This window comes from Pseudomonas sp. 25 R 14 (assembly GCF_900004755.1).
In the GTDB taxonomy this organism is placed as follows: domain Bacteria; phylum Pseudomonadota; class Gammaproteobacteria; order Pseudomonadales; family Pseudomonadaceae; genus Aquipseudomonas; species Aquipseudomonas brenneri.
The window spans coordinates 119,768-131,810 of record NZ_CVTS01000020.1 but is presented as its reverse complement, the minus strand read 5'-3'; the positions used below and the strand labels follow the sequence as shown (position 1 = coordinate 131,810).

Here is a 12,043-nt window from a genome sequence, read left to right as displayed (position 1 = left end):
CTCTGCTGCCCCTTCAAACTCAAGATTTCAATGCTTCGGCAAGTTTCGCGATTTTGCCGCGAATCGAGCCATCGATAACCAGGTCGCCGGCACGGATAACAACACCACCAATCAGGGATGCGTCCTCCGAAGCTTGCAGGCGCACTTCCCGATTGAGTCGTGCACTGAGAACCTTGGCGAGTTTGTCTTGCTGTTCTTGGTTCAATGCAAAAGCACTGGTCACTTCAACGTCTACCGACTTCTCTTGCTCGGCCTTGTACAGGTCGAACAGAGCGGCGATCTCCGGCAATAGCGGGAGACGGTCGTTTTCGGCAACGACGTGGATGAAGTTCTGTGCCTTCACATCAAACTTGTCGCCGCACACGTCAATAAACGTGGCGGCCTTGTCTGCGCTCGTCAGTCGCGGGGCCTTGAGCACGCGCTGCATGGTGTCGTCTTGCGACACTGCTGCAGCCAGGCCGAGCATGGCTGACCAAGAGGCCAGCTGCTGGTGGGCCTGGGCGTGCTCGAAGGCTGCCTTAGCGTAAGGTCGGGCCAACGTGGTCAATTCTGCCATGATCGCCCTCGCTTAAATTTCAGCAGCCAGTTTGTTTACCAGCTCCGCGTGCGCGTTTTGATCGATTGTGGCACCCAGGATCTTCTCAGCACCGCCGACGGCCAGAGCACCCAGTTGGGCACGCAGCGCATCTTTGACACCGTTCAATTCCTGTTCGATCTCGGCCTGAGCCTGAACCTTCACACGGTCAGCGTCGATACGGGCTTTTTCAACAGCCTCTTCAACAATCTGGTTACCGCGTTTCTTGGCTTGCTCAATGATTTCAGCTGCCTGAGCCTTCGCTTCGCGCAGTTGCTGACCCGCTTTATCTTGGGCCAACTCCAGGTCGCGAGCTGCTCGTGCGGCAGCGTCCAGTCCATCCGCGATCTTCTTCTGACGTTCGTGCAGAGCCGCGATGACCGGAGGCCATACGAACTTCATGCAGAAAACAACAAAAATCAAGAACGCTAAGGACTGACCAATAATGGTTGCATTAATGTTCACGCCAATACCTCGCTCGTTCGTTGCACAACACACCAATCACTCGAAAAAACGAGTGATTAACCGGCGAGTTGACCAACGAAGGGGTTCGCGAAGGTGAAGAACAGAGCGATACCAACACCGATCATGGTCACGGCGTCGAGCAGGCCGGCAACGATGAACATTTTAACTTGCAGCATTGGAACCATTTCTGGCTGACGCGCTGCGCCTTCCAGGAACTTGCCGCCCAACAGGCCGAAACCAATGGCAGTACCCAGGGCGCCCAGGCCGATCAACAGTGCAACAGCGATAGCGGTTAGACCAACTACAGTTTCCATCTTTCCTCCCGACTTTTACGTCGTATGGTTTAGGTTTTTTAGATTTTAAAGCGGTAAAACAAATCGTTTCATAGCCCTTTGGGGCCACCTTCCCGTTTCACCGGGAAGGACATCAGACTAGTCGAGACTGGTCTTAATGGTTCTCTTCGTGCGCCATCGACAGGTAGACGATGGTCAGCATCATGAAGATAAACGCCTGCAGGGTGATGATCAGGATGTGGAACACAGCCCACGCCCACTGCAGAACAATGCCCAGGCCGCTAAGCCAGAGCAGGCCGCTGCCGAACATCACAGCGATCAGAATGAACACCAGTTCGCCGGCATACATGTTGCCGAACAGTCGCAGAGCCAGGGAAATCGGCTTGGCGATCAGGGTCACGAATTCCAGCAGGAAGTTCACCGGGATCAGCAAGGCTTGAACGAAGATGTTCTTGCTGCCGAACGGGTGCAGGGTCAGTTCGCCGATGAAGCCGCCGATGCCCTTGATCTTGATGCTGTAGAAAATGATCAGCGCGAACACCGACAGGGCCATGCCCAGGGTAGCGTTCGGGTCAGTGGTCGATACAGCGCGGAACGGGATGTGCGGGTCGCCGGAGATCGCCATGGCCAACTGAGGAATCCAGTCCACCGGAATCAGGTCGACGGCGTTCATCAGGAACACCCAGACGAAGATGGTCAGTGCCAGCGGTGCAATCACCGGGCTACGGCCATGGAAGCTGTCTTTCACGCTGGTATCGACGAATTCGACCAATACTTCAACGAAGTTCTGCAAAGCACCTGGCTGACCGGAAGTCGCCTTCTTTGCCGCCATGCGGAAAATCAGGACGAAGATCAGACCCAATGCGACCGACCAGCCCAGAGTATCCAGGTGGAAAGCCCAGAAGCCCATTTCTTTGGCTTCTGCTGCGGAGTGGGCAAAGCCCCAGCCGCCGTTGGGAAGCTGACCGAAGGTCAGGTTCTGCAAGTGGTGCTGGATATAGCCCGAAGCGGTTGTTTCTGCCATGGTTGCCTCAAACGCCCTAAGGTTTCGAAAGTCTTGTTTTCATTAGCAGGGGAGCGAACCAGCTGACCAGTTGGGTCAACACGAAGACGCCGAATACAGCTAGCGGCGCCAATGGCTTCACACCTGCAAAGGTCAGTGCAAACAGCACTGCCGTCAAAATCAGTTTCCCTGCCTCGCCGGCATAAAAGGACCGGACGATAGCCTGGGCTGCTCGGGCGCCGGAAAACCGAAAGGCCCTGTGAGCAAAATACATATTGGGCAGCAAGGCTATCAGGCCTCCGCAGAGTCCTGAATATCCGGCTACGACCCCATGCCAATACCAAAGCGCCAATGCGGCGATCAGCAAAATGACAAATTGGGCCAATAAAACCGGAAAAACGGCCAAGCGATGGAACGGCAACGTGTTTGGCGTGCGGGTTTCCATCACTCTTGCTCCTCAATGGTCGGCTGCCGGAAATCAATAACTTGGCATAATTTGTGCCGACAAAATGCGCGCAGAGTATAGGGGCGGTTCAGCCCCTATTCAACTGCCGGGTAGTGATTTCCGACTGCGCGCTACATAAGCAAATGTTTCAGCGGATGTGGGAAAGAACGCCCTGAAGCTCATCAAGGGAGTTATATCCGATAACCAATTGCCCTTTGCCCTTCTTGCCGTGGCGAATTTGCACCGCAGAGCCCAGCCGCTCGGCCAGGCGCTGCTCCAGACGCGCAATATCCGGATCAGTTTTGACTGTTTCGACCGGTGCAGGTTTGCCACTGAGCCACTGGCGAACCAGGGCCTCGGTCTGACGAACGGTGAGACCTCGTGCGACAACGTGTCGCGCCCCTTCAACCTGTTGATTTTCCGGCAAACCGAGCAAAGCCCGGGCATGACCCATTTCCAGGTCGCCGTGGGACAGCATGGTCTTGATCACTTCAGGAAGCGCGATCAGGCGCAGCAGGTTGGAAACCGTGACACGGGATTTGCCCACCGCATCGGCTACTTCCTGCTGGGTCAGCTTGAATTCCTGCTGCAAGCGCTGCAGGGCAATGGCTTCCTCGATGGGATTGAGGTCTTCGCGCTGGATATTCTCGATCAGCGCCATGGCGATGGCCGTTTCATCCGGTACATCGCGCACCATCGCCGGGATGGTTTCCTGGCCGGCCTGCTGGCTGGCGCGCCAGCGGCGTTCGCCGGCGATGATTTCAAAGCGACCGCCGCCAATGGGGCGCACGACAATCGGCTGCATCACGCCCTGGGCCTTGATCGAATTCGCCAACTCCTCCAGCGCCTGCGGGTCCATGTCCCGGCGCGGCTGGTACTTGCCACGCTGGATCAGGTCCAGCGGCAAATGTTGCAACTCACGCGAGTCGGCCTGCACCGCCTGTTCTTCCAGCGAAGTGACAGTCGGACCACTCAGCAGTGCATCCAGTCCACGTCCGAGACCTCGTTTCTTGACGGCCATGGGGATTCCTTAAGTTGGCTGGGCTGCAGCGGTGCGTGAATTGCGACGTTGGCGGCGAACCATCTCGCCGGCCAGCGCCAGGTAGGCAATGGCACCACGCGATGACTTGTCGTACGCCAGCGCGGGCATGCCATAGCTTGGCGCTTCGGCCAGGCGGATGTTGCGTGGAATCACGGTGTCGTAGAGCTGATCGCCAAAGTGCTCCTTGAGCTGCGCCGACACATCGTTCATCAGGCTCAGCCGCGGGTCATACATGGTCCGCAGCAGGCCTTCGACTTTCAGGTTCGGGTTGAGCAGCTCGGCGATGCGCTTGATGTTATCCACAAGGTCGCTCAAGCCTTCGAGGGCGAAGTACTCGCACTGCATGGGGATAATCACCCCATCGGCGGCGACTAACGCGTTGAGCGTGAGCATCGACAGCGACGGCGGGCAGTCGATCAAAATGTAGTCGTAATTCTCGCGGATCGGCGCCAGGGCGCTGCGCAGACGGCTTTCTTTCATCTGCATTTCCAGCAGCACCACTTCCGCCGCGGTCAAATCGCGGTTGGCCGGCAGCAGTTGATAACCGCCGTGCTCGGAATAGTGCATGGCCTGGGCCAGGTCGCACTCGCCAATCAGCAAGTCGTAGACCGAGTTTTCCAGGCCGTGTTTATCCACACCGCTACCCATGGTGGCGTTGCCCTGTGGATCGAGGTCGATCAACAGCACCCGACGCTTGGTAGCGACCAGGGATGCTGCGAGGTTGATGCAGGTGGTGGTTTTGCCCACGCCACCTTTCTGGTTCGCTATCGCGAATACCTTAGCCATTCTTGCTTGTGTTCCCAATCATGCCGTGCGGCGCAGTATCAGCAGATGGCGTTGGCCTTGGCAACCGGGTACGGCCAAGGCGTGTTCGCTATCGAGGTGGAAGTCTGCCGGCAATGCTAACAGCTCGTCGCTTGGATGAACGCCCTTCATTGCCAGCCAACGGGTGTTCAGGTCGCCCAGGTGGCGGGTCCAGTTGCTGAAGTTCTCCATGCTGCTGAAAGCCCGGGAAACAATTCCGTTGAAAGGCAGTTCAGGCGTGAAGGCTTCGACGCGGCTGTGGATAACTTGCAGGTTGTCCAGCTTGAGTTCGAGTTTGACCTGGGTCAGGAAGCGGGTTTTCTTGCCGTTGCTGTCCAGGCAGGTCACTTGCGACTCGGGAAACAGGATCGCCAAGGGGATGCCAGGCATGCCACCGCCACTGCCGACGTCCAGCCAGCGGCCGTTTTCGATAAACGGCATCACGCTCAAGCTGTCGAGCAGATGCCGCGATACCATTTCGTCCGGATCGCGCACCGCAGTGAGGTTGTAGGCCTTGTTCCATTTGATCAACAGGGCCAGGTAACCCAACAGCAACTCGTGCTGGGCTTCGGTCAGGTCCACGCCCAATTGGCGCGCACCTGTGGATAACTCTTCGGCGTGTTGCGAGGTGACCAACGAACTCAAGCGCTTTGCTCCAACTGACGGCCCGCGCCGCGTTTTTTCAAATGAATCATCAACAGCGAAATGGCTGCCGGGGTGACACCCGGGATACGGGAAGCCTGGCCCAGAGTCTCGGGACGAGTTATCCCCAGCTTGCTTTGAATCTCTTTCGACAGGCCGGAAATCCCGGTGTAATCGATATCCACAGGCAGCTTGGTGTCTTCACTGGCGCGCAGCCTGGCGATTTCGTCCTGCTGGCGGTCAATGTAACCGGCATATTTGGTCTTTATTTCGACCTGCTCGGCAACCTGTGGATCTTCTGCACCGCCACCGGTCACTTCGACCAGACCAGCGTAGTCGATTTCCGGACGGGACAGCAGGTTCAACAGATTGTATTCGTGAGTCAGCGGCGTGCCGAATTTTTCGGCAATCGCATCGCCCTGCTCAGTGCCCGGGCGCACCCAGGTACTTTTCAGACGCTGCTCTTCGACTTCGATGCTCTCGCGTTTTTTGCAGAACGCTGCCCAGCGTGCGTCATCGACCAGGCCCAGCTCGCGACCTTTTTCGGTCAGGCGCAGGTCGGCGTTGTCTTCGCGCAGGATCAGGCGATATTCGGCCCGGGACGTGAACATCCGGTACGGTTCCTGGGTACCGAGGGTAATCAGGTCGTCAACCAACACGCCGATGTACGCTTCATCGCGACGCGGGCACCAGCTGTCTTTGCCCTGGGCGCGCAATGCCGCGTTGGTCCCGGCTAGCAAACCCTGGGCGCCGGCTTCTTCGTAACCGGTGGTGCCATTGATTTGCCCGGCGAAGAACAGACCGCCGATCACTTTGGTTTCCAGGCTGTATTTCAAGTCCCGCGGATCGAAGTAGTCGTACTCGATGGCGTAGCCAGGTCGCACGATGTGCGCGTTTTCCATGCCGCGAATCGACTGCACGATCTGGATTTGCACGTCGAATGGCAGGGAAGTGGAAATCCCGTTCGGGTACAGCTCGTGGGTGGTCAAGCCTTCCGGCTCGATGAAGACCTGGTGGCTTTCCTTGTCGGCAAAGCGGTGGATCTTGTCTTCGATCGACGGGCAATAACGTGGGCCAATACCTTCGATCACCCCGGAATACATCGGCGAACGATCAAGATTGGCCGCGATGATTTCGTGGGTCCGCGCATTGGTGTGGGTAATCCAGCAACTCACCTGTTTGGGGTGCTGCTCTTTGGAACCCATGAACGACATCACCGGGATTGGCGTGTCCCCGGCTTGCTCGGTCATCACCGAGAAATCCACAGAACGCCCGTCGATACGCGGCGGGGTCCCGGTTTTCAGACGACCGACACGCAGTGGCAGTTCGCGTAGGCGATGAGCCAGGGCGATGGACGGCGGATCACCGGCACGGCCACCCGAATAGTTCTGCATCCCGATGTGGATAAGTCCACCGAGGAACGTGCCGGTGGTCAGCACCACGGATTCTGCAAAGAAACGCAGGCCCATTTGCGTGACAACGCCGCGCACTTGGTCCTGTTCGACGATCAGGTCGTCAGCAGCCTGCTGAAATATCCACAGGTTGGGCTGGTTTTCCAGGGTTTCGCGCACCGCGGCCTTGTACAGGATGCGGTCGGCTTGTGCCCGGGTAGCACGCACGGCCGGGCCTTTGCGGCTGTTGAGCACGCGAAATTGAATACCACCCTTGTCGGTAGCCATGGCCATCACACCGCCAAGGGCATCGATTTCCTTGACCAGATGGCTTTTGCCAATCCCACCGATGGCGGGGTTGCAACTCATGGCACCGAGGGTTTCCACGTTGTGCGTCAGCAACAGGGTTTTGACCCCCATGCGGGCTGACGCCAGTGCTGCCTCGGTACCGGCATGACCGCCGCCGATGACGATCACTTCAAAACGGGAAGGGAAATCCACCACGCACCTCGTGCCTGCTTATGTAGGTAATCAGGAATTGTTTGTTGAAAGAGTTTTAGAGCTATGGCGGCAAGTATAGGGACTTAGCCCTTCCTAAAGAACCCTTTGCACAAAATTTAACCAGCTGTGGATGAATCAGAGGTAATAGAAATTAAAAGAGAGAAATTTATTAAATCTTTGTTTTTATGTTTATTTCTACTGAGCCTACTTTCTGTGGATAGATCTCTACAGGCCTTTGTTTACATTGTGTACAGAGATTCAAAAGTCTGTGGTTAGGTGCCAATGAGGCCCTTGGATAAGTGCTCTAAGCCTGTGGATTAAACAGGTGCTTATCCACAGGCGGGGTTTTACTCAGGTTTCAAGCCCTGTTATCAACCGGGCACAGGGGCGGTTATTCACAGGGCTTAATCCACAGAAACGGCAAATTTCACCCACGGCAAGGCACCTCGGTGTGAGGTAAATGTCAGGAAATACGAAGGTGTTGCCCTGAAACGGGCAAAACAGACAGGCACGAACGGCCTGTCTGTGAACAACGAAGGGTTATTTACCGATGCAGAAGCTGGAAAAGATCCTGCCGAGCAGATCATCGGAGCTGAATGCCCCGGTAATTTCCCCCAGCAGTTGCTGCGCCTGCCGTAAATCTTCGGCTAGCAGCTCTCCTGCACCCGCCAGCGTCAGCTGTGCCCTACCGTGCTCAAGGGCGGCACTGGCATGGCGTAGGGCTTCAAGGTGCCTGCGACGAGCACTGAAGCTGCTTTCCGAGGTCTGTTCATAACCCATGCACGCCTTGAGATGATCGCGCAGCAGTTCCAGGCCATCGCCGGCAGACTTGGCGCTGAGGCTGATCGTGACATGGCCATCGTCGCTGACTTCCAGGGCAATGGCTTCACCCGTCAGGTCCGCTTTGTTGCGAATCAGCGTGACTTTGGCCGGGTCCGGCCGTTGTTCAAGGAATTCGGGCCACAGCGCAAAAGGATCCACGGCCTCGGGTGCTGTGGCATCCACCACCAACAGCACCCGATCGGCTTCACTGATGGCCTTGAGCGCCCGTTCCACACCGATTTTTTCTACCTGGTCATCGGTATCGCGTAAGCCGGCGGTATCGACCACGTGCAGCGGCATGCCATCAATGTGGATGTGTTCGCGCAGGATATCCCGGGTGGTACCGGCAATCTCGGTGACAATGGCGGCTTCACGACCCGCAAGAGCGTTGAGCAAACTGGACTTGCCGGCGTTGGGCCGACCAGCAATCACCACTGTCATGCCATCGCGCAGCAATGCGCCCTGCCCGGCTTCCTTCAGGACTGTGGATAACTCATCGCGGACCTTATCGAGCATGGCCAGGACATGGCCATCGGCGAGAAAGTCGATTTCCTCTTCCGGGAAATCAATGGCGGCCTCGACATAGATGCGCAAACTGATCAGTTGCTCGGTGAGGTTATGCACACGCAGGGAAAACTCCCCCTGCAGCGAGCGCAACGCATTGCGTGCGGCCTGTGCAGAACTGGCCTCGATCAGGTCGGCAATCGCCTCGGCCTGGGCCAGGTCGAGTTTGTCATTGAGAAACGCGCGCTCGCTGAACTCACCCGGCCGGGCCAGGCGGCAACCCAGCTGCAGGCAGCGTTGCAGCAACATATCCAGGACGACAGGGCCGCCATGGCCTTGCAGTTCCAGCACATCTTCACCGGTGAATGAGTTTGGTCCCGGGAAATACAGGGCCAGGCCCTCATCCAGTACCTCAAGCTCCTCGCCGAAAAAAGGCCCGTAATGCGCATACCGGGGCTTTAGCTCACGCCCGCTGATGGCTTGGGCAGCGATGCCGGCAAGCGGCCCGGAAATACGAACGATACCGACACCGCCCCGGCCTTGAGCAGTGGCGACGGCAGCGATGGTTTCACGAGGAGCGCTCATCAGCGGTTTCCCAGACAAAAGTGACAGAATGCAAAACGCCCCACGAGGGGGCGTCTTGAGTGGTTATCCACAGAGTAAGTTACGCCTCGGCTTTTTTGGCAGCCGCTTCGATCTTACGTGTGATGTACCACTGTTGAGAGATCGACAACACGTTGTTGACCACCCAGTACAGAACCAGACCAGCCGGGAACCACAGGAAGAAGAAGGTGAAAATGATTGGCATCATTTTCATCACCTTGGCCTGCATCGGATCCGGAGGAGTCGGGTTCAGACGCTGCTGGATGAACATGGTCGCGCCCATGATGATCGGCAGGATAAAGAACGGGTCTTTGATCGACAAGTCCGTTATCCACAGCATGAACGGCGCTTGGCGCATTTCCACGCTTTCCAGGAGCACCCAGTACAGCGACAGGAATACCGGCATCTGTACCAGAATCGGCAAGCATCCACCCAACGGGTTGATCTTCTCTTTCTTGTACAGCTCCATCATGGCTTGCGACATTTTCTGCCGGTCGTCGCCATGTTGCTCTTTCAGTGCAGCCAGTTTCGGTGCAACCGCACGCATACGGGCCATCGATTTGTAGCTGGCAGCCGACAGCGGGAAGAAAATCCCTTTGATCAGCATGGTCAGGAAGATGATCGACCAGCCCCAGTTACCAACGATGCTGTGGATATGTTGCAGCAACCAGAAGATTGGCTGGGCAATGAACCACAGAATGCCGTAATCCACAGTCAGTTCCAGACCTGGGGATAACTCCTTGAGTACTGCCTGGCTTTTTGGGCCGGCATACAAGGTGGCGCTGGTTTCAGCCTTGGCACCTGGCGCAACGGTCAACGCCGGGCCAGTGAAACCGATGATGTAGTTGCCCTGGTTGTCCTTACGGGTCTGAACCAGGTTGGCTTCGCCCTTGTTCGGGATCCATGCGGTTACAAAGTAGTGTTGCAGCCAGGCTACCCAACCACCTTGTACCGTCTCTTTCAGCGCGCCCTTGTCGATATCTTTCATCGACACTTTTTTGTACGGCTCGTTACTTGTCCACAGGGCGGCGCCCAGGTAAGTCGCGGTGCCAGTGGCAGTGCTGGAGGAAGGATCGGAGCTGCCATCACGCTTGAGCTGGGCAAACAAGTTGCCCGTCCAGGCTTTTTCGCTGGTGTTGTCGATCAGATAGGTGACTTTCAGATCGTACAAACCGCGAGTGAAGCTGAAACGCTTGATGTAATTGACGCCGTCGTGACTGAATTTCAGGTCGACGTTCAACTGGTTCTGGCCATCAGCCAGTTGATAAGTCTTCTGTTCGGTCGAATAAACCGGACGACCGGTAGCACGAGCATCAGGACCATCAGTCCCAGTCAGGCCGCTTTGTGCCAGATAAACACGTTCGCCACCGTTATCGAACAACTGGAAAGGAACATCCGGGTGGTCTTGGCGACGTGGATACAGTGGCAATTTCAGTTGGGCGATATCGCCACCCTGTGGATCGATCGCCAGGTCCAGTACATCCGTTTTGACGTGGATGAGGTCTTTATTGGTGATGACCGCGTTGTCTACAGGGGTGCTGGTATCGGCATTCGCGCTGGGTACATCGGCACTGGCGGAAGCATTGTTACCCAACGGTGCATCTGCAATAGCAGGAGCAGACTGATTGGTAGCAACATTCTGAGTCGGCAGGGCAGCCTGGCCATAGTCCTGGTTCCATTTCAGAACCATAACGTAGGACACGATTGCCAGGGCGACGATCAGGATCGTGCGTTTAATATCCATGATTACTCGGCCATCGAAGAAGAACGGGAGGTAGGGATAGGCGGAACCGGGTCATAACCACCGGGATTCCACGGATGACAGCGACCTAAACGACGAAAGGTCAGCCAGCCACCGCGCAGAAGGCCATGATTTTCTATGGCTTCATACGCGTAGCAGGAACAACTGGGGTAGAAACGACAGTGGCTGGCCATCAGCGGACTAATGGCATAACGGTAAAACTGGATCGGAACGAGGGCCAGTTTACGCATCAGTGCTGTCTACCCCTACAGTTTCGGGGCTGACTGCTGGGGTTGGCTTGCTGGTGCGAGCCAAACGTTTCCAGAGCTTGCCGAAATGCTGAATCAATTCGGGGTTTTCTACGTCCCCCAAGCCTTTGCGCGCGACGATAACAATATCCCAACCAACCAGAGTGTCCTGGTGGAGGCGAAACGATTCGCGCATCAGACGCTTGAGGCGATTGCGCTCAACGGAGAGCTTTACGCTCTTCTTGCCGATCACCAACCCGAGACGGGGGTGATCCAGATCGTTGTTACGCGCAAGGAGCAGGAGATTTTTCCCCGGAACCTTGCCGGTGGGGGAGTCAAAGACTGCCTTGAAATGCCGGGGGGTTAGCAGACGCTTTTCCCGACTGAAGTCCTGACTCACCACCAGTACCGGATTATCAAACTGCCAGACGCGCACGACCTTTGGCGCGGCGACGCGACAGGACAGCACGGCCGTTCTTGGTAGCCATGCGAGCACGGAAACCGTGGGTACGGGCGCGTTTGATGGTGCTTGGTTGGAAAGTACGTTTCATGGCGTGTTACCTGGTTCGTCCACAACGGGCCGGAATGGCCCCCGTTTTAAGAGACCGGGGATTCTAGAGAAAGCAAGCCTCTAGGTCAATTTCCAACCAGCTATTCCTGCAATTAGATATCTGAAGGCCTTGGGACCGATTCCGTGAGGTTCGACTTTCATGAGCAATGCCATAGATATAAAAATAAAGAAGGAAGTTATTTAAAGCTTTTCTGTAAAGCTTATAAAAGCTAGGGAGCCGATCATCTGTGGATAACTGACTTAAGGCCTTGTTCTACGTGCTGTACAGAGAATGACAACACGGGGGAGAAACGGTGCTCTGCCTGTGCTGCGCTATCGGATAAGCTGTGTGTGGAATGGGTACTTATCCACAGGCTGGTTACCCACAGACTTTCGACCCCACTTGTACAACGAG

14 protein-coding genes are annotated in these 12,043 nt (G+C 56.4%); all 14 read right to left on the bottom strand.

The window, feature by feature from the left end; genetic code table 11:
* Nucleotides 1-19: 19 nt before the first annotated feature.
* The 14 genes from BFQ03_RS03510 to rpmH all read right to left on the bottom strand — a co-directional run bounded on the left by BFQ03_RS03510 (nt 20) and on the right by rpmH (nt 11,629).
* Nucleotides 20-556, bottom strand: a complete 537-nt coding sequence (locus BFQ03_RS03510; RefSeq protein WP_032857185.1) for a F0F1 ATP synthase subunit delta — start codon at nt 554-556, stop codon at nt 20-22.
* Between the two features lie 12 nt (nt 557-568).
* Nucleotides 569-1,039, bottom strand: coding sequence for a F0F1 ATP synthase subunit B (locus tag BFQ03_RS03505; protein WP_008439543.1), 471 nt, complete (start codon nt 1,037-1,039; stop codon nt 569-571).
* 56 nt (nt 1,040-1,095) lie between these two features.
* On the bottom strand, nt 1,096-1,353 hold the full coding sequence (atpE, locus tag BFQ03_RS03500; RefSeq protein ID WP_002555987.1) for a F0F1 ATP synthase subunit C: 258 nt from the start codon (nt 1,351-1,353) through the stop codon (nt 1,096-1,098).
* A gap of 133 nt (nt 1,354-1,486) precedes the next feature.
* On the bottom strand, nt 1,487-2,356 hold the full coding sequence (gene atpB, locus BFQ03_RS03495; protein ID WP_032857183.1) for a F0F1 ATP synthase subunit A: 870 nt from the start codon (nt 2,354-2,356) through the stop codon (nt 1,487-1,489).
* 16 nt (nt 2,357-2,372) lie between these two features.
* Nucleotides 2,373-2,780: a F0F1 ATP synthase subunit I gene (locus tag BFQ03_RS03490; RefSeq protein WP_010565865.1), complete on the bottom strand. Its 408-nt coding sequence runs from the start codon at nt 2,778-2,780 to the stop codon at nt 2,373-2,375.
* A gap of 148 nt (nt 2,781-2,928) precedes the next feature.
* Nucleotides 2,929-3,801 (bottom strand): ParB/RepB/Spo0J family partition protein, encoded by an 873-nt coding sequence (locus tag BFQ03_RS03485; RefSeq protein WP_032857179.1) that lies wholly within the window; start codon nt 3,799-3,801, stop codon nt 2,929-2,931.
* Between the two features lie 9 nt (nt 3,802-3,810).
* Nucleotides 3,811-4,608: a ParA family protein gene (locus BFQ03_RS03480; RefSeq protein ID WP_005792605.1), complete on the bottom strand. Its 798-nt coding sequence runs from the start codon at nt 4,606-4,608 to the stop codon at nt 3,811-3,813.
* 18 nt (nt 4,609-4,626) lie between these two features.
* Nucleotides 4,627-5,271 carry a 16S rRNA (guanine(527)-N(7))-methyltransferase RsmG gene (gene rsmG, locus BFQ03_RS03475; RefSeq protein ID WP_032857175.1) on the bottom strand — a complete coding sequence of 215 codons (645 nt, stop codon included), beginning with the start codon at nt 5,269-5,271 and terminating at the stop codon, nt 4,627-4,629.
* Nucleotides 5,268-7,160, bottom strand: a complete 1,893-nt coding sequence (gene mnmG, locus BFQ03_RS03470; protein ID WP_032857204.1) for a tRNA uridine-5-carboxymethylaminomethyl(34) synthesis enzyme MnmG — start codon at nt 7,158-7,160, stop codon at nt 5,268-5,270. Before mnmG ends, rsmG begins: the two co-directional genes overlap by 4 nt.
* Before the next feature lie 540 nt (nt 7,161-7,700).
* Nucleotides 7,701-9,071: a tRNA uridine-5-carboxymethylaminomethyl(34) synthesis GTPase MnmE gene (mnmE, locus tag BFQ03_RS03465; RefSeq protein ID WP_065942478.1), complete on the bottom strand. Its 1,371-nt coding sequence runs from the start codon at nt 9,069-9,071 to the stop codon at nt 7,701-7,703.
* A 79-nt stretch (nt 9,072-9,150) separates the two neighbouring features.
* Nucleotides 9,151-10,833 (bottom strand): membrane protein insertase YidC, encoded by a 1,683-nt coding sequence (yidC, locus tag BFQ03_RS03460; RefSeq protein WP_032857171.1) that lies wholly within the window; start codon nt 10,831-10,833, stop codon nt 9,151-9,153.
* 2 nt (nt 10,834-10,835) lie between these two features.
* Nucleotides 10,836-11,081: a membrane protein insertion efficiency factor YidD gene (gene yidD / locus BFQ03_RS28790; RefSeq protein WP_010465488.1), complete on the bottom strand. Its 246-nt coding sequence runs from the start codon at nt 11,079-11,081 to the stop codon at nt 10,836-10,838.
* Nucleotides 11,074-11,478 carry a ribonuclease P protein component gene (gene rnpA, locus BFQ03_RS28785; protein ID WP_029290189.1) on the bottom strand — a complete coding sequence of 135 codons (405 nt, stop codon included), beginning with the start codon at nt 11,476-11,478 and terminating at the stop codon, nt 11,074-11,076. The genes yidD and rnpA overlap by 8 nt, the downstream gene beginning before the upstream one ends.
* 16 nt (nt 11,479-11,494) lie before the next feature.
* On the bottom strand, nt 11,495-11,629 hold the full coding sequence (rpmH, locus tag BFQ03_RS28780) for a 50S ribosomal protein L34 (RefSeq protein ID WP_003213577.1): 135 nt from the start codon (nt 11,627-11,629) through the stop codon (nt 11,495-11,497).
* Nucleotides 11,630-12,043: the final 414 nt, after the last annotated feature.

Bases quoted from the DNA above. Each gene is read 5' to 3' on its own strand.
- BFQ03_RS03510 (WP_032857185.1), bottom strand. From the start codon at position 556: ATGGCAGAATTGACCACGTTGGCCCGACCTTACGCTAAGGCAGCCTTC.
- atpE (WP_002555987.1), bottom strand. From the start codon at position 1,353: ATGGAAACTGTAGTTGGTCTAACCGCTATCGCTGTTGCACTGTTGATC.
- atpB (WP_032857183.1), bottom strand. From the start codon at position 2,356: ATGGCAGAAACAACCGCTTCGGGCTATATCCAGCACCACTTGCAGAAC.
- BFQ03_RS03490 (WP_010565865.1), bottom strand. From the start codon at position 2,780: ATGGAAACCCGCACGCCAAACACGTTGCCGTTCCATCGCTTGGCCGTT.
- BFQ03_RS03485 (WP_032857179.1), bottom strand. From the start codon at position 3,801: ATGGCCGTCAAGAAACGAGGTCTCGGACGTGGACTGGATGCACTGCTG.
- BFQ03_RS03480 (WP_005792605.1), bottom strand. From the start codon at position 4,608: ATGGCTAAGGTATTCGCGATAGCGAACCAGAAAGGTGGCGTGGGCAAA.
- mnmE (WP_065942478.1), bottom strand. From the start codon at position 9,071: ATGAGCGCTCCTCGTGAAACCATCGCTGCCGTCGCCACTGCTCAAGGC.
- yidC (WP_032857171.1), bottom strand. From the start codon at position 10,833: ATGGATATTAAACGCACGATCCTGATCGTCGCCCTGGCAATCGTGTCC.
- yidD (WP_010465488.1), bottom strand. From the start codon at position 11,081: ATGCGTAAACTGGCCCTCGTTCCGATCCAGTTTTACCGTTATGCCATT.
- rpmH (WP_003213577.1), bottom strand. From the start codon at position 11,629: ATGAAACGTACTTTCCAACCAAGCACCATCAAACGCGCCCGTACCCAC.